The 17,400-nt window shown below is 61.0% G+C and carries 14 protein-coding genes; 7 read left to right on the forward strand and 7 right to left on the reverse strand.

From position 1 onward, the window contains the following. Nucleotides 1–19 precede the first annotated feature (19 nt). Nucleotides 20–955 carry an exosortase/archaeosortase family protein gene (locus RUI03_RS07725; protein WP_317286881.1) on the forward strand — a complete coding sequence of 312 codons (936 nt, stop codon included), beginning with the start codon at nt 20–22 and terminating at the stop codon, nt 953–955. Between the two features lie 2 nt (nt 956–957). Next, the gene (asnB, locus tag RUI03_RS07730; RefSeq protein WP_317286882.1) at nt 958–2,844 is read left to right on the forward strand and encodes an asparagine synthase (glutamine-hydrolyzing); all 1,887 of its coding nucleotides are present in this window, start codon (nt 958–960) and stop codon (nt 2,842–2,844) included. Here the strand turns inward: asnB and carA are convergent. After that, complete coding sequence (carA, locus tag RUI03_RS07735) at nt 2,841–4,025, reverse strand: glutamine-hydrolyzing carbamoyl-phosphate synthase small subunit (RefSeq protein ID WP_317286883.1); 1,185 nt, start codon at nt 4,023–4,025, stop codon at nt 2,841–2,843. The two genes, asnB and carA, sit on opposite strands and share 4 nt — an antisense overlap. A gap of 204 nt (nt 4,026–4,229) precedes the next feature. On the opposite strand from carA, the gene RUI03_RS07740 reads away from it, so the two are divergent. Continuing rightward, on the forward strand, nt 4,230–4,703 hold the full coding sequence (locus RUI03_RS07740) for a GatB/YqeY domain-containing protein (protein ID WP_317286884.1): 474 nt from the start codon (nt 4,230–4,232) through the stop codon (nt 4,701–4,703). Between the two features lie 55 nt (nt 4,704–4,758). Here RUI03_RS07740 and RUI03_RS07745 read toward each other — a convergent pair whose 3' ends face one another. Both RUI03_RS07745 and RUI03_RS07750 read right to left on the reverse strand, forming a co-directional pair. After that, nucleotides 4,759–6,570, reverse strand: coding sequence for a hypothetical protein (locus RUI03_RS07745; protein WP_317286885.1), 1,812 nt, complete (start codon nt 6,568–6,570; stop codon nt 4,759–4,761). A 113-nt stretch (nt 6,571–6,683) separates the two neighbouring features. Further along, nucleotides 6,684–8,009, reverse strand: coding sequence for an ammonium transporter (locus tag RUI03_RS07750; protein ID WP_317286886.1), 1,326 nt, complete (start codon nt 8,007–8,009; stop codon nt 6,684–6,686). 248 nt (nt 8,010–8,257) lie between these two features. Between RUI03_RS07750 and dnaG the strand changes: the two genes are divergently transcribed. Genes dnaG through RUI03_RS07765 form a run of 3 tightly spaced genes read left to right on the forward strand, consistent with a single transcriptional unit; the run spans nt 8,258 to nt 12,531 of the window. Further along, nucleotides 8,258–10,258, forward strand: coding sequence for a DNA primase (gene dnaG / locus RUI03_RS07755; protein ID WP_317286887.1), 2,001 nt, complete (start codon nt 8,258–8,260; stop codon nt 10,256–10,258). 51 nt (nt 10,259–10,309) lie between these two features. Continuing rightward, nucleotides 10,310–12,301 (forward strand): RNA polymerase sigma factor RpoD, encoded by a 1,992-nt coding sequence (gene rpoD / locus RUI03_RS07760; RefSeq protein WP_317286888.1) that lies wholly within the window; start codon nt 10,310–10,312, stop codon nt 12,299–12,301. A gap of 5 nt (nt 12,302–12,306) precedes the next feature. After that, nucleotides 12,307–12,531 (forward strand): hypothetical protein, encoded by a 225-nt coding sequence (locus tag RUI03_RS07765; protein WP_317286889.1) that lies wholly within the window; start codon nt 12,307–12,309, stop codon nt 12,529–12,531. A gap of 24 nt (nt 12,532–12,555) precedes the next feature. On the opposite strand, the gene RUI03_RS07770 is transcribed toward RUI03_RS07765, so the two are convergent. Next, entirely contained in the window at nt 12,556–13,455 is a 900-nt protein-coding gene (locus RUI03_RS07770) for a hypothetical protein (protein WP_317286890.1), read from the reverse strand. A gap of 345 nt (nt 13,456–13,800) precedes the next feature. Here RUI03_RS07770 and RUI03_RS07775 point away from each other — a divergent pair, with 345 nt between their 5' ends. Beyond that, complete coding sequence (locus tag RUI03_RS07775) at nt 13,801–13,953, forward strand: hypothetical protein (protein ID WP_317286891.1); 153 nt, start codon at nt 13,801–13,803, stop codon at nt 13,951–13,953. Here the strand turns inward: RUI03_RS07775 and RUI03_RS07780 are convergent. The 3 genes from RUI03_RS07780 to RUI03_RS07790 are packed head-to-tail and all read right to left on the reverse strand — an operon-like array spanning nt 13,950 to nt 17,355. Then, nucleotides 13,950–14,639 (reverse strand): N-acetylmuramoyl-L-alanine amidase, encoded by a 690-nt coding sequence (locus RUI03_RS07780; RefSeq protein ID WP_317286892.1) that lies wholly within the window; start codon nt 14,637–14,639, stop codon nt 13,950–13,952. The genes RUI03_RS07775 and RUI03_RS07780 overlap by 4 nt on opposite strands. Then, the gene (locus tag RUI03_RS07785; RefSeq protein WP_317286893.1) at nt 14,636–15,577 is read right to left on the reverse strand and encodes a DMT family transporter; all 942 of its coding nucleotides are present in this window, start codon (nt 15,575–15,577) and stop codon (nt 14,636–14,638) included. The genes RUI03_RS07780 and RUI03_RS07785 overlap by 4 nt, the downstream gene beginning before the upstream one ends. Further along, nucleotides 15,574–17,355 (reverse strand): ABC transporter ATP-binding protein, encoded by a 1,782-nt coding sequence (locus tag RUI03_RS07790; RefSeq protein WP_317286894.1) that lies wholly within the window; start codon nt 17,353–17,355, stop codon nt 15,574–15,576. Before RUI03_RS07790 ends, RUI03_RS07785 begins: the two co-directional genes overlap by 4 nt. Between the last annotated feature and the right edge of the window lie 45 nt (nt 17,356–17,400).

A 17,400-nucleotide genomic window follows, 5' to 3' on the forward strand; every position in this document is an offset into this window, starting at 1 on the left:
CGCGCAGAGGGAGTAGGCTGTGTCAGCCCATCGGGACAGCACCGCGGCATCGACAATCACCGTGCCTCCTTTGGCGGCGGCGGCGATGCTCGTCGTGGTCCTGCTCGTCGCGTGGCTGGATGGTGTCCGCCATATGCTCGGCGTCTGGCAATCCTCCGCCTTCTACACCTACAGCTATTTCATCGTACCGACGTCTGCGGCGCTGATCGCGCTTGGGTGGCGACGGGGAGAGACCTTCGCGCCGTGGCCGCTGGCCTTCACCGGCTTGGTGGGCGGGGCCCTTCTGTACGCCACTGGCGCGGCGGTGGAGCTGCGTCTGTTCCAGCATGCCGGCATCGCGGTCAGTATCATCAGTGTGCTGGCGGGGACATTGGGACACTCATTCAGCCTGCATCACCGGTTCGCCCTTCTGTTCCTCCTTTTCATGGTGCCGATCGGCGATGGCCTTCTGCCGATCCTCCAGCAGATGACGGCGCGGGGCATCATGCTCGTTATAGGCCCCTTCAATGTCCCTGCCGTTCGCTTCGACACCTTGATCCGGACAGAGGCTGGCGATTTTGAGGTGATCGAGGCCTGTGCAGGGCTGAAACTTCTCGTGGCCACGATCGTCAGCGGTGCGGTTTTTTCTCACCTCGTCTATTCCGGCCGCCGCAAACAGGCCCTGTTCATGGTGGCGGCGACCATTGTTCCCGTCATCGCGAATATCCTTCGGGCGAGTGGGACCGTCCTGATCGGGACATGGTCGGATATGCAGATCGGCGCTCACGGTGGGCATATTTTCTACGGCATGGTTCTCTATCTGATCGTGGTCGCGCTGCTGTTCGGCATCGGCTATCTTTGGGCCGATGATGACGCGCCTGTCCGACCTGATCCGCCGCTCGCCAATTCGGCAGCCATTTCCCTCCCTATACTGATCGCTCCCGCAGCGATCTTCATCATTGCAGGACTATTCTGATCATGTGCGGCATTGCAGGCATTATCGATATCCGGGGGACACGTGAAATCAATCGCGATGCGCTGGTCCGCATGGCTGACGCACTGGCTCATCGCGGCCCGGACGGGCATGGCTATCATATCGAGCCGGGCGTCGGCCTTGCCCATCGCCGGCTTGCCATCATCGATATTGAAGGCGGGCATCAGCCCTTCATCTCGTCGACGGGCAAGACCGTGGTGACGTTTAACGGCGAGATCTACAATTATCGCGACCTGATGCTGGAAGTGCGCCAGAAAAGCCGTGTCCTGAAAACCCGTTCGGATACGGAGGTTCTGGCCGAGCTTGTCGACATGCGCGGGGCAGATGCCCTTCCATCTCTCAATGGCATGTTCGCCTTTGGCGCGTGGAGCCCGCGGGACCAGACCTTCCTCCTCGCCCGTGACCGGCTCGGCGAAAAACCGCTCTATTATGCGATCACGGCAGATGGCTTTCTTCTGTTTGCCTCAGAGATCGCAGGCATACTGGCCAGCAATCTGGTCGCCGATCTTATCGATGAGACGGCCGTCTCTGACTATATGATGTATGGTTACGTCCCGGATCCAAAGACGATCTATCGCGGCATCGCCAAGCTGCCCCCCGGGCACTCCATCACCTATCGCCGCGGCCGTCCCCTGCCCGCGCCTCAGTCCTGGTGGTCCCTCAGCATGCGGCCGGACGAGACCATGACGTTTGAAGAGGCGGAGGCGGCGGTTCTGCCGCTGCTTGATCGGGTCGTGCAGGACCAGATGGTCTCGGACGTGCCGATCGCCGCCTTTCTTTCCGGCGGGGTGGATTCGAGCGCAATCGTCAGTGCCATGACGCGCGGTGGCGAAGGCGAGGTGACGACCTGCGCCATGGGATTTGATGACCCGAGCTTTGATGAGCGCAGCCCGGCGCGCCGCGTGGCCGCTCACCTCGGCACACAGCACAAGGAGGAATTGGCCGACGTCAACGCGACCGACCTCATTCCAACAATCGCGCAGGTTTACGGCGAACCGTTCGCCGACACATCCGCCCTGCCCACTTTCATGCTGTGCAAACTGGCGCGGCATCATGCGACCGTCGCGTTGAGCGGCGATGGCGGTGATGAGGTCTTTGCAGGATATAACCGTTATCAGGGCGTCCTGCGCGAGGCCCGGTTACGCCGCGTTTTGCCCGCCACGGCCCGCTCCAATCTGGTCGCTCGCGCCGGGCGGATGTATCCGTCATTGCCGAATGCCCCCTCGCCCCTCCGACTGAAGACGGCACTGCAGGCAGTGGGCGAGACCCAGGCCGCAGGCTATGCCCGCGCCGTGTCCGCGGTCCTGCCTGACCGGTGCGAGGCGCTCCTGTCCGCTGATTTGAACCACTACCGTGCACAGAGTATCGTCGAGGACGTCATTTCACGCTCGGGCACGGATGATCCGGTGCTGCAGGCGCAGGCGGCGGACTTTGCCACCTGGCTGCCGGGCCGCATGCTGGTGAAAGTTGACCGCGCCGCCATGGCCAATGGTCTGGAGGTCCGCCCGCCGCTACTCGACTATCGCCTCGTGGAATGGGCCGCCCGCCTGCCGCGCCAGTTCAAGGTGAAAGGCAATACGGGCAAACGGATATTCAAGACCGCGCTTGAAGACCGGTTGCCGGATGACATTCTCTATCGCGCCAAACAGGGCTTCGGCGCGCCGGTCGATCACTGGTTCCGTGACGAAGGCGGCGCGCTTCTGGACCGTGTACGGACAGCGGACCGCTGGAAAGAGTCCGGCTTCTTCAATGTGGACGAAGTGCTGGCCACCGCCAGCCGCATGGCCGAAGGCCGCGGCCGGCACGGACAGGAACTATGGTCGATCCTGATGTTCGACGCCTTCCTGTCCCGTGGTGAGGCAGCCGCCTAGGCGGCTTTCTTGTTCGCCCGGACCATCGCCACGAACTCGTCGAACAGACCAAAGCTGTCCTGCGGGCCGGGACTGGCCTCTGGGTGGTGCTGAACCGACAGCGCAGGCGCATCCTTCAGACGGATACCGGCATTCGAGCCGTCGAAAAGGGACGTATACGTGGCTTCGACCCGATCGGGCAGCGATGCAGGATCGACGGCAAAACCGTGGTTCATCGAGACGATCTCGACTTTGCCCGTGCGGTGGTCACGCACAGGGTGGTTCGCCCCGTGGTGCCCTTGGGGCATCTTCACCGTCCGGCCACCAATGGCGAGGGCCAGAAGCTGGTGCCCCAGGCAGATGCCGAAGGTCGGGATCTTCGCATCAATCAGGGTCCGGATCACCGGCGCCGCATATTCGCCCGTGGCGGCAGGATCGCCCGGGCCGTTGGACAACAGAACGCCATCGGGAGACAGCGCCATGATGGTTTCTGCGCTGGCCGTGGGCGGCACAACCGACACCCGGAACCCAACGCTGACGAGACGGCGCAGAATGTTCTTTTTCACACCGTAGTCGATCACGACCACATGCGGTCCACCGGCTTTACCGGGCAGGAAGCCGCTCTCCCCGTCCCAGTCGCCCGCTTCATTGGCGTAGTTGCGGCCATCGGTCATGGCCTTGGCGAGGTCACGGCCTTCAAGGCCGGAGAACCCTTTCGCCTTGGCGATCAGGGCTTCGATATCGAACAGGCCGGAAGTGTGATGCGCGATGACGCCGTGGGGCATGCCATTCTCGCGGATCCGAGCGGTCAGGGCGCGAGTATCCACGCCTGCGATGCCGATAATGCCGCGCCGCGCCATCCATGGGCCCAGATCCCCGCGGGAGCGGTGATTCGAGGCGGTGGTCAGGTCCGCGCGGACAATCGCCCCCCGCGCGGCCGTGGCCGAGGCGTCGGTCGAGTTCTCGCAGTCATCGTCATTCGCACCGACATTACCTATATGAGGGAAGGTGAAAGTGACGATCTGTGCCGCATAGCTCGGATCGGTCAGGATTTCCTGATAGCCGGTCATGGCCGTGTTGAAGCAGACCTCGCCCACGGCCTCACCTGTTGCACCAAAGCCCTGCCCCTCAAACACGGTCCCATCGGCCAGGACGAGGCGGGCAGTTCGGACGGTACTCAGGGCATCTTGACTTAATCGCATGATATCATATCTCTCACGGCTACCGGGGCTGTGCCACAGATGGGCAGGCAAACGCCCGGGGTCTAGAACGCACCGGCGCCGGTGGGAAGACACCAAATGTCCTCTTATGCGTTGATGTGGTGAGACCGGAGACAAATTTTACAGCAATTGCTGGCAATGTGGCGCTACGGACCCTTTTTCGGGACGTCGCTATTGGAGTTAAGAATGGCATCCGCTCTTTTGCAGCGTATCAATGACGACCTGAAGACAGCGATGAAGGCGCGCGATGACAAATTGCGCGTGTCGACCCTGCGCCTTGTGATGGCTGCGGCAAAAGACCGCGACATCGCCGCCCGGGCCAACGACCGTTGCTGTGGTCTGTCAGACGACGAAGTGCTCGCCGTGCTCACCAAGATGGTGAAGCAGCGGGAGGATTCGGCCCAGACCTATGAGGATGCGGGCCGTATCGAACTGGCCGAACAGGAACGTCGCGAGATCGCGATCATCTCGGATTACCTGCCCAAGCAGCTGTCCGAAACCGAAATTCAGAGCGCTGTCGATTCAGTCATCGCCGATATCGGTGCCAGTGGCCTGAAGGACATGGGCAAATGCATGGGGGCGCTGAAAGAGCGCTATCAGGGCGCCATGGATTTCTCCAAGGCTAATGAAAAGGTCAAAAGCCGCCTCGCAACGGCCTGATCTCAAGCACGCAAATTCAACAGAAAAAGCCCGCCTGGTGTCAGGCGGGCTTTTTTTAGTCTTCGTGATCGTCGTGCTTGCCCGGCAGTGGCTTGAGGCTGCGCCAGTGGGCAGAGGGCTTCACGGCCTGCTTTTTCGGCGGCTCCACCTTCTCCGCCGCCTTTGGTCGCGGCGACATGTCATCGAGCGTGCGCGCGAACTTTTCCTTCTTTAGCGGATGCATCTTGGCCCGCCAGTCGGAGGTGGCGCGTTCTTCCTTCGGCGGCAGCGTCACCTTCGCGCCATGTCCATCGGGGATGAGCATGGAGGTCATCTTGGCGAGGCCATTTTCCTCGAACCGATATAGCTCATAGCTCTTGCGCAGGGGCCATGTGCGGGTCCGGCCAAAGCGCTGCATCAACCGCGCGCGAATGGCCTGGGACGACATCCCCCGGCGGGCGGGCGTCAAAAGGCCGGAATCGGTCAACACCATCGCGATGAGGCTGAGCCCCCGCTGGTTCGGCGGCAGAGCCTCCTCCCCGGGACCGGCCACGGGCAGCGCAAGATGATAGGCATCCCGCCACCAGAAGGTGTGTTCGAGCAGATCCCCATGGCTTGGCATTTGCGCCGCCGTGCCATGGCCCATCAGATCGCGGATGGCGCCCGGCTGGTCCAGCCACGCCGCCACGGCATCAGGGTCGCGCGCGCCGGGCCGGGTTTTTCCCTGCACGGACAGAAGCAGAATGAACAGATCGATCGCGATCGCGACGCCAAGCGGTACCATGTCCCGGCCCGCCAGCTTTGGCCCCGGATGGTTGGGGCGCAGCGGCGACAGCATGGTGTTGGCAAGCTTGCCGAAGGCCGCGACCGTCGCATCGGCCCCCAGCGACACATTCAACGCCGCATCGGGCAGTGCCGGCAAACGCTCCAGCGACTGCGCCGCCTGGGTCAGCACCACATCCAGACCGGGGTCCTTGCAGGTAAAGCTGATGTCACCATCGGTCATCGGCCCCTGCCCGGCTTCCAGTCGCTGATTGAGCAGCGTCACTGCGCCGGTTACCGCCGGGCCTGTGCGAAACGCCTCATACTGATCGATCGTACCGGCCAGTGCGCGCTGGGTACTGGTCAGAAGTGCGCGCGCCTCGGCCGTGTTCAGGGCGGCAAAATTCTCCGGTGTCAGCGCATCGAGATGCTCGTCGAGATAGGCCTTGCGGGCCATCAGGGTCGACTGCTCAGCCGTATCGCCCCGCGTCCCCACCTGTGATGCGATGCGTCCGCGCAGCGCCGTCATGGTCTGGGCATCATTCATCCGCAGGCGGAACCGTGGTCCCGGTCCTGCGCCCATGCCGCCGGTACCGCACGTCCCACCCTCAGCTGCCTCGGCGGCGGCGCGGGTCTCGGACATGGTGGCCAGCGCATCAAGCGCAAGAAGGCTTTCATTCAGCCGGCCATAGGCCGTGCCCAGCGCGCGCGACAGGCGCTCCGTATCGGCTTCCGCCGTCCTGAGCGCGCTCGAACGGCTTTCGATATGGGTCCAGTAGAACCCGAAACCAAAACCGACAGAGATGAGGGTCAGCAGCACATAGCCGGCGGCGAATAGCGGTGCCCAGAACCCGGTGCGCCCGTTTTTCAGCATGGTGAGCGTCCAGGTGATCAGCACCGTCAGGACGAGGACGGCAAAACCGATCGTCGCATTGACCGCCATGCCCGGCGCGCCATTGCTGGCCGTGATCAGTGCAATCAGCCCCTGGGTCGTCGACCACCAGGAAAGAAGGACCAGTGCGGACAGCAACATGCCGCGGGTCCAGTCATCGCCAGTCAGATTGTGCCAAATCGCGGTGGCAGTGGACCTGACCCGGCCCCATACAAGGCCTGCCCCGTTCCGCATGTACTCTTCCTCACCATCCCATTATCCCGCAAGTTTAGCAGTCTGCGGGCCCTGCGCAAAGAAAACGGCGGGGTCGGTAAACCAGCCCCGCCGTTCATTCAGCTCAGTTCTGCTTACTCGGCAGGAACTGTTGGGCTACCGATGATGTTCACCGGGAAGTCATAGCCTGGTGCACCAAGCTCAGCCATGTCGAGACCCAATTCCTCTTCTTCTTCAGAGGTGCGGATACCGATGGTAAATTTGAGCAGGAACCACAGCACGATGCTGATGCCGAACACGAAGGCCGCGTTGGCACCGACACCCAGCGCCTGAACGGCGAAGGTGGCGTCGGAGTTGGACAGCGGCACAACCATGGTGCCGAGGATACCGCAGCACAGGTGAGCCGGGATCGCGCCAACCACGTCGTCGATACGCATGGCATCGAGAAGCGGCGTGACGAAGAAGATCACAGCGCCGCCAGCGGCACCAATGGCAACAGCCAGCCAGATCGATGGCATCAGTGGTTCAGCCGTAATGGCCACCAGACCACCGATTGCACCGTTGAGAACCATCGGCAGGTTGATCTTGCCTTTGAGCAGGGTCGACAGGACGACCACCGTCACAACACCGGCACAGGCGGCCATGTTGGTGTTGATGAAGATGTTCGACACAGCGATGGAGTCGTCGAGCGAGCCAAGAGCCAGCTGCGAACCACCGTTAAAGCCGAACCAGCCGAGCCACAGGATGAACGTGCCGAGCGTGGCAAGCGGCATGGACGAACCGAGGATCGTCACGGATTTGCCGTCCACATATTTGCCCTTACGAGCACCAAGCGCGATGGCACCGGCAAGAGCAGCCCAGCCACCCGTGGCGTGCACGAGCGTCGAACCAGCGAAGTCCGAGAAGCCCTTGGCGTCGAGCCAGCCAGCACCCCATTCCCAGGAAGCCTGGATCGGGTAGATGAAGCCGGTCAGGATCGCGGTGAAGATGAAGAACGGCCACACGCGAATACGCTCAGCCAGTGTCCCCGACACGATCGAAGCCGCTGTGGCAACGAACACCATCTGGAAGAACCAGTCGGAACCCGCGGAATAACCGGTGTCGAGTGCCGCAGAATCATCGGCCGACCACATCGCCAGTGAGCCGTAATAACCGCCCTCTTCACCACCATAGATCAGGTTGTAGCCGACGAGCCAGACCATGATGCCGGCGATCGCGTAGAGCGTGATGTTTTTCAGACAGATGGCGGCTGCGTTCTTGGAGCGGACAGAACCCGCTTCGAGCATGCAGAAGCCCGCTGACATGAACATGACCACCATCCCCATGATGAGGAACAGCAGCGTGTTGAAGATAAATGTGGTGTCTGGTGCTGGCGCGGTTTCCTGCGCTTGCGCCACGGCAAAACCCGCCGTGAGTACAACCGGCAAGACCATGGCCGCCTTTCGGAAGATACGTCCCATTCAAAACCCCTTTCTGAATTTGCCCTGAGAACGGCCCTTCAGCGACCGCTCTGTGACAACAGCGTAACAAATGATGCGCTGCAAAAGCTAGAGAGATTTTTAGCTATTTGTCAATTTTTGCGCGACTTTTACGGCCAGTTCCCCGTCTACAGTGGCATTTTCGGCGAAGGTTGTGGGTATTTTGCCACTTTTCACGCTTAACTGAGTTAATTCTCGCGCTGGGCTTGAAGAGGCTCTATTCTCCATCAATGCCCCGTTTTTCCCCCGATTATCTGGACGAGTTGCGCTCGCGCCTGCGCGCTTCCGACGTGATCGGTCGGGTCGTGACCCTCAAGAAAGAGGGACGCGAATTTCGTGGGCTTTCCCCCTTCACGGCCGAGAAAACGCCCAGTTTTTTCGTGAACGATGAAAAGGGACGCTATTTCGATTTCTCGGCCGGTAAATCCGGCGACATCATCACCTTCCTGATGGATGTGCAGAAGATGAGCTTCCCGGACGCCGTGATGATGCTCGCGGAAATGGCCGGCTTGCCCATCCCCGAGGATTCGCCGCAGGACCGGGCGCGGGAGGAAAAATCCCGCACCCTGGCCGATGCGTCGCTGGACGCGGCCAAATTCTTCCGGTCGATGCTTGGTCGGTCCGAAGGACGCGAGGCGATGGCCTATCTGCAGCGCCGTCAGGTGCCGGAGGCGGCCATTCGCAGCTTTGGTCTTGGCTATGCGCCCCAGTCGCGCAATGCCCTCAAAGACCACCTCCTGAACAAGGACTATCCACCAGAGGTTCTGGTCGAAGCGGGCCTGCTGATCGGGCCGGATGATGGCAGCGCCCCCTATGACCGGTTCAGGGACCGGGTCATGTTCCCGATCATCGGGACACGGGGCCAGATCATCGCCTTCGGTGGCCGTGCCCTGCAGAAGGATGCCAAGGCAAAGTATCTCAATTCGCCCGAGACGCCGCTCTTTCACAAGAGCAACACCCTCTACAATCTGGGCCAGGCCCGTCGTGTGGCGGGCAAGACCGACCGGCCGATCATCGTGGCCGAGGGCTATATGGATGTCATTTCCATTGCCGGGGCTGGCTGGCCGTCGGTGGCGCCGCTCGGCACGGCCCTGACCGAGAATCAGCTTGGCCTTTTGTGGCGGGCGCAGGACACGCCGATCCTCTGCTTTGACGGTGACCGCGCGGGCAAAGCGGCCGCATGGAGGGCGATCGATCGCGCCCTGCCGCTGCTGCAGCCGGGCAAGAGCCTGAAATTCATGTTCCTGCCGGATGGCATGGACCCGGACGATCTCATCAAGAAAGAAGGCCCCGAGGCCTTCCGTGCGGTGCTGGAAAAGGCCCGTCCCCTCGCCGATGTCCTGTGGGAACGGGAGAATGAGCAGAACCCGCGCTCAACCCCGGAGGAAGATGCCCAGTTCCGGCGTCACCTGCGGGATCTTGTCCGTTCCATCGCCGATGGTGATGTTCGCCGGGCCTATGGCGACTTCATCGCCGACAAGCTCGGCGACCGGCGCGGTGAGCCCCTGGTGCGGGAGGAACACGGCCCGCCCCCATCCATGGCCGCGCCCTATCCCGACTATCCGCCCGAAGATCGCGGCGAGCCGGCGCCGTCGGGCTGGCAGGCGCGGCCCGCCAACGGGCCTTCCCGTCCTCAGGGTCGCCCGCGCAACAATCCCCGCGGGGGCAAGTGGCAGCCGGGCTGGCAGGAAGGCCCCCGCGTCTCGGCGGAATTGAAGGCCCGCCTGCAGCAGGGCGGCGGCATTGCCGGCCCCGATACGATTCGCGAATCAATTCTGGTGATCGGTCTGATCCACCATCCGCGGCTCTTTGCGTCCCATGAAGACACCGTGATGGCCCTCACCATCGAGGACAGGAGCCTCAGTGCACTCCTTGCGTTTACTTTAGACCTGCTAATGGGCACGCCAGACCTTGACTTCGAGGCCCTTCATTCACACATCCTGAAAAATCCGGAATATGGTCAGACCTATCAGCGATGGATAATTCATCCTCTCGTGCGGCTGGCCCGTTTTGCGCGTCCGGACGCTGACGAGATGACAGCTGAGGCGGGGTGGCTTAATACCCTGTCGATTGATCGCTATCAGGGCGATCTGGAAGCGGAAATCCTGGAGGCGGCTGAAGATGCACATAAAGACGCCGGTCGGGAAAGGACTTGGTTTGACGCGGTTAGCCATCGCGCCAGAAATCTGGCAGCACAACGATCCGAAGATGACAAAGATCCCGGCGCCTAGTGTCGCCTGCCGACTGCCCCATGGAACGCCCCCTCTGCACAGGAACTTTGCATGAGCAAGACCAAGAATGCGCCCGTCAAGGAAGATGGTGACCGTCCGGTCCTCGATCTGAACCTGGCGTCCGTCAAGAAGATGATCGATCAGGCTCGCAAGCGCGGCTACGTCACCTATGACGAGCTGAACGCGGCATTGCCGACGGATGAGTACACGTCCGAGCAGATCGAAGACATCATGGCGAAGCTCAGTGACATGGGCATCAACGTCACCGATGCGGACGAAGAAGACGACGATCAGGATTCAAACGCCAAGAGCGCCTCCTCCTCTTCGGACGACGATACTGATGATGATGAGGGCCAGGACACAGGCTCCTCCGTCGTCCGCAAGGAATCGACCTCCGCCGTCACCACCAATACCAAGGCCGACAGCGACCGCACCGACGATCCCGTGCGCATGTATCTGCGCGAGATGGGTCAGGTCGAGCTTCTGTCCCGCGAGGGCGAGATTGCCATCGCCAAGCGCATCGAGGCCGGTCGCGAGTCGATGATCCGCGCGCTCTGCGAAAGCTCCCTCACCTTCGAGGCCATCACCGTATGGCGTGAGGAGCTTGAGGAAGGCCGCGTTCTCCTGCGCGATATTATCGACCTCGACGCCACCTATGATGGCGGCCCTGAATCCAAGCCGGACATGACCAAGCCCGAAGTGGCCGAGGCGATCCAGCGCGAGCAGGAAGAGAAAGAGGCGCAAGGCCTCGACGAAGACGAAATCGACGAAGGCGACCTGTCGCTCTCGGCCAAGGAGGCTGAGCTGCGCGAAGGCGTCATGATGACCTTCCAGGACATCGCCGACGACTTCAAGAAACTGCGCCGCCTGCAGGACATTCAGATCGAGCAGCAGCTGGCCGGTGAGGATCTCTCCGAGAGCCAGGTCAAGCGCCTGAAAAAGCTGCAGAAGGATATTGTCGAGCGCGTCCGCTCGGTCCGCCTGCACAACCACCGGATCGAAGCGCTGGTCGAACAGCTCTATGCGATCAACCGCTCGCTCATGGCGCTGGAAGGCAAACTGGTCCGCCTCGCCGACTCTTATGGTGTGAACCGCCAGGAATTCCTGCGCCAGTATCTGGGCAACGAGCTTGACCCTGAATGGCTCGACCGCGTCTCCGCGCTTGATGGCCGTGGCTGGACGAACTTCACGACCAAGGGCCACAATTCCATTGTCGAGCTGCGTGATGAGATCGGCATCCTCGCCCAGGAAACCGGCCTGACGGTCAAGGATTTCCGCCGCATCGTCCAGACGGTGCAGAAGGGCGAGCGCGAGGCGCGCATCGCCAAGAAGGAAATGATCGAAGCGAACCTTCGCCTCGTCATCTCCATCGCCAAGAAATACACCAACCGCGGGCTGCAGTTCCTCGACCTCATTCAGGAAGGCAATATCGGCCTGATGAAGGCGGTCGATAAGTTCGAATATCGCCGCGGTTACAAGTTCTCGACCTATGCGACGTGGTGGATTCGCCAGGCGATCACCCGCTCCATCGCGGACCAGGCGCGGACCATCCGTATCCCGGTCCACATGATCGAGACGATCAACAAGATCGTCCGGACCTCGCGTCAGATACTGAACGAGATCGGCCGTGAGCCGACGCCGGAAGAGCTGGCCGCCAAGCTGTCCATGCCGCTGGAAAAGGTCCGCAAGGTGATGAAAATCGCCAAGGAGCCGATCTCCCTCGAAACGCCGATTGGCGATGAGGAAGACAGCCATTTGGGTGACTTCATCGAGGACAAGAACGCCGTTCTGCCCATCGATGCGGCGATCCAGTCGAACCTGCGCGAGACGACGACCCGCGTCCTTGCCTCCCTCACCCCGCGTGAGGAACGCGTGCTGCGCATGCGCTTCGGTATTGGGATGAACACGGACCATACCCTCGAAGAGGTCGGTCAGCAGTTCTCGGTCACCCGTGAACGCATCCGCCAGATCGAGGCCAAGGCCCTGCGCAAGCTCAAGCATCCATCCCGCTCGCGCAAACTGCGCAGCTTCCTGGACAATTGATCGCTGTGGCCGAAGGTACCTCCGCAACGAAAAAAAGCCGGTTCCAGCTTGGAATCGGCTTCATTCTCTTTGTTCTGCTGATCGGCTGGGCCCTGTGGCACGGCATTATCGGCCCGCGCGTCATCGCACCGGTGTACACGAACGAAGCGCCCCCGCCGCTGGACTATGATCGCGAACCGCCGCGGGATGAGAGCCGCACGGTCGGGGATCGGAGTCAAAGTGCACCTTAAATACAACCCCTACATCGGCAATTGCTAATTAAATCTCTTGATATATTCGCAGTTTCCAGTGCCATCGGATTGCAAAAAAAGCTTTTCTCTGTCGACTCGATTAACGAAATACTTGTCGGAACAACCCTTTAATTTTTCAAGTGCACGGCCATGTGCTGACACCAATTCGCGCTTGTTTGAAGCTTTTTTACTAATCGAATTATCCAAATTCCCAAGTAAATTCCGAATTTCTTCCAACACCTCCGGAACACTTTGGCAATCACCCCCCCCTAGAGAAGCGATTTTTTTAGCATAATCGCAAATTTCTCCGTAACTATTCTTTCCCTGCCGATCCTCTTGAATAATATTTTTATCGCCTTCATGAGCTTTGCGTGCTTTCAGTGAAGCTCCTTCACCCGGAACAGGACCAATTACTTTACTAACGTCACTCCCCGATTGATCAGCTTTAGAAGGATTTGTATTTGATTTGACAATAGTGAAGCGGTCCGCGAACTTTCCGAGCTTCGGAAAAACTGCAGCCAAGTCTTGGGCTAGTATTATCGCTTTGGTATCTTTATTAGAAAGACGATAGAGCAATTCGAAATTTCTCAAGTTATAAATGAGAAAATTATGCTCTGCGTTAATAGTCTCTCTATTTTCTTTTGAAACATCATGACGGTCGTCTGCGATACTGCCATAAATTTTAATTATTGTATTTTCTATTCTCCCCAAAGAGCGATCTATAATATTACCAAGTTTTCTTTTTTCATTCCACGCCTTCCATGACCAAGATATACCGAATCCTGTGGCAGCCCCCGCTGCCGAAATTAAATAGTTTATTGCCTCGCCGAGAACGAAATCTGGCATGCCGCCGCCCCTTAATCTTGCATTATCGTAAACTATGGTCGACTTTAGCTTCAAATGGAAGCCGCCTTCGTCGCCCATCCCACACTTATCCCCACCCTCTCCTCATCCCCTATAATCGCGCCATAGCAGTGGGTCCGGGTCGGACAGGTACCTTCGCCTCTTCGCCCGCTGCCGTGGTCAACCGGCAATCAGTGATCGGGCTGCAACAATCCCGGTGCTGAGGATGACAGGTGTGCACTCCGTGAGCTTTATAGGCCGGGGTGTCGGGGCGTTACGACGCCCCTTGCGGTTGGCGCGCCGTGCGCCGGCCAGGTGTGGAAAGCCCTCACCGGCCAGCACAATATAAAATGATCCCTCGCTGGCTGGGGCTGGCGCACGGTATCCCGGACTTATCCCCCGCAACCTCGACGAAAGGGCGAGCGGATGCCCCGTGTCCATATGCCAAAGGCCGAGCGCGAACGCCGCCGTCATTTGCGTGAATATGAGCATACTCGGCGCCGCGCCGCCCGCGCGTCCTATTGCCAGCTCCAGTCGGCCCTGAACCGGTTCATCGAAGCAGAACAGCGCCGCCGCTAGACGCGGAGCCGCCCTGCCACCGCCGAAATCGCCGCGCGGGTCAGGGGGCTGAGGCCCTGTCCCAGATCCTGCGGACAGAACCGCCGCTGGAACGCCAGTGTCGCCGCCACCGGGTGGGTCGGCGTCACGCGATAGCCGATCTCGGCCAGCATCTCGATCGCCTCGACACAATCCGGCAGCGGACCATCCGCTCCGCCCTGATAGGTGCCGAGGGTCAGGCCCTTTGCCGCAAAGCGGTCCCAGGGAAATTTCTCGCCCGGGTCTTCTTTCCGCTCCGGCGCAATATCCGAATGCCCCACCACCTGATGGGGCTTCAGGCCGTGGCGCTGCATCATCCCGGCCAACAGGTCTTCCAGCGCGGTCATCTGCGCCTCGGGAAATTCCTCATACCCCCAGAAATGCCCGCGATTGACCAGCTCGATCCCGATGGAGACCTGATTGACATTGTCATGGGGGCCCCATCCGCCAAGCCCGGCATGCCATGCGCGTTTCTCCTCAGGCACCAGGGCATAGACCTGCCCATCCTGTTCGATCAGGTAATGGGCCGACACCTTGGACGCCGCATCGGTCAGGCGGTCCAATGCCTCCTTGCCGCTCTCCATGCCCGTATAATGCAGCACGACGAGGGAGATGGGCTCAGCTCTCTCATCACAATTGGGCGATGGGGCGTCGATGATCGGCTTCATATATCCATGCTCCCAGGCAGAGGCGCGACGCCGCTCGCCGCGACCGGCGCAGTGTCCGCATTCTTCTTGGCGGACCGCACGACGATGATCGCCACACCGACAAGCGCTGTCATCCCGCCGATCAGGAACGAGACGGTCAGTTCATCCCCAAGGATCAGGGCGGCCGATAGAACGCCGATGATCGTTGTCATCAGACCCGCCCCGGTCAGAATGCTGACATCCACCCGCTGCAACAGCCAGTAATAGGTGGCGTGACCGAACAGGGAGGCGACAAGCACCGAATAGGTCAGTGTGCCGAGGGTTGCGCCACGATGCTCAGGATCGAATGCGCTAAGCTGGTCGCGCTCGAACAGAAGGCTCATCCCGCCGGCGCCCACGACACCGACCACGCCGAACCAGGCCAGCATTTCCAGCGGCTTGATCCCCGTGGTCTTCTTGATGGTGATGGCGCCCACCGCTTCGCTGAATGCGCCGCCCACGATCAGAAGGACGCCGAACAGCACGCTGTTCGACGCCGCGGGATCCGCCGCCACTTCATGCCCCGAAAGGGCGACGATCACCACGCCCGCAAAGGCCAGAATGAGCCCGACGCCCCGCCGCCACCCAATGGTCTCCCCCAGAAAGATGACGGACAGGATCGTGGCAATCGGCATATAAAGCTCGATCGTCACGGCCCCCACACTGGCAGGGGTCATCCGCATACCGCTGAAGAAGAAGAGATAGTTGAGGCAACCAAAGGCGAGGCCCCCCAGCAGCAGCTGCGGCATCTTCCCGGCGTGCCATTTCAGGCGCGGCGAGAGGATCAGCGCGACAAGGCCCATCCGCATCGTCACGTAGAAGAAAGGCTGCGCCCCCTCCATGGCCAGCTTCATGACCGTGAAGTGCCCGCCCCAGGCGATGCAGACGAGGAGAAGGATGGCGAAATGCTGCGGGGTCATGCCGGCGCTCCCTCACGGAACTGCAGGCGGACGAGTTGGGCATAGAGCCCGTCCTGCGCCACAAGCTCATCATGGGTGCCGGTCTCAACGACCCGGCCCCTGTCCATGACGCAGATCAGATCGGCGTGCCGCACAGTCGACAGACGGTGTGCAATGACGAGGGTTGTGCGTCCCTTGGACAGACGGGCCAGCGCCTCTTCGATCAGGCGTTCACTCTGGGCGTCGAGCGCGGCTGTCGCTTCGTCGAGCAGCAGGATCGGCGCGTCCTTCAGGAAGGCCCGGGCCAGGGCCACGCGCTGGCGTTGCCCACCGGACAGGAGGCCACCCGCCTCTCCGACCCGCGTCTGGTACCCTGACGGCAGATCGTCGATAAATGACGCCGCCGCGGCGGCCTCTGCGGCCGCGCGCACTTCGTCGTCGGTCGCGTCCTGACGCCCGAACCGGATATTCGCCTCGATGGTATCGTCGAACAGGATGGCGTCCTGCGAAACCAGCGCCATCGCCTCTCGCAATGAGGCCAGCGTGGCCTCGTGCACGGATTGTCCGGCGATAAGGATCTGCCCCGCTTGCGGATCGTAAAGACGCGGCAGCAGGTTGAAGACGGAGGACTTGCCCGCACCCGAAGGCCCGACAAGCGCCACCGTGGCGCCTGCAGGGACCTGAAGATTAAGGTCCTGAATGACCGGTTGATCGGCATCGTACCCGAATGTGACGCCCTCAAACGAAATCGGCACAGCCTCACCCGGCGCGAGGCTCAAGTCTTTCGCTGTCGCGCCGTCCGTAATGCGCGGCTCGCGATCAAGAACATCGAACACCCGCTCAAGGGAGGACAGCCCTTCTTGGACGACAGCGTTCAGTGTCCCCAGACCCCGCGCGGGTTGCGACAGCATTGCCATCCCCACGAGGAATGAGACAAGCTCCGCCCCGGTCAGGAGCCCTGCATTGATCCGCAAGGCGGCAATACCGATGATCGCGCCAATCGCGACGGCTCCCACCGCCGTAATGATCGGTTCATTGGCCGACCGGATACGGATCAGCCGGTCCAGAAGGCTGTAACGAATGTCGAACGCCTGCCCCAAGCGTGCGCGCTCATACTCTTCGAGGCGATAGGTCTTCACCATTCGCTGGCTGCGCAGCGTCTCGGTCAGAAGCCCGGTCATGTCACCGATCTGGGACTGGACGTCCCGGCCGAGCGTCCGAACCTTCTTGCCCAACCACGAGATCGGCATGCCGAGTGTCAGGTAGATAACGGCAACCGAGAGCAACAGGACCCAGTCCTGATACGCCAATATCCCCACAAGACCGGCGAGGCGTACAATGTCTCGCACCCCACTCGGCGCGCGGGTCAGGCTTTCGCGCAGGATCGTCATGTCGTTGGTGAATCGCGAGACCAGCTGGCCGCTGCCATCATCCGCCGACTGGGATAGGTCAAAAACGCCGATCCGGTGAAACATCGCCTTCTGCAAATCGCGCAGCGTCCGCACGGCCACATTCTGTGAGGTCACCGATTGCAGATAGAAAAAGGCAGCCTGCAGGATGCCAAGACCAACGACGATCGGCGGCGCCCACCACATCACGGTTTCGGCATTGGCGGAAAAACGTCGTCCTGGTGCGGGATCCAGCCCTGAAAAGATCCACTCGGTCAGAATCACAAATGCCGCCTCGGCGACCGCCAGACCGATCATGAAGGCGAAGGCGAGCGCCAGCCGCCCCTTGTACGGCGCCAGGAAGGTCCGCCACAAACGACGGATCAGCGGTTTTTCAGGCGTTTCGGGCAAGATATCCTACGACCGTTTTGATTTTGCCGCCGGGGGCGGGTATTG

The sequence above is a fragment of the Parvularcula sp. LCG005 genome (assembly GCF_032930845.1).
Classification (GTDB): Bacteria; Pseudomonadota; Alphaproteobacteria; order Caulobacterales; family Parvularculaceae; genus Parvularcula.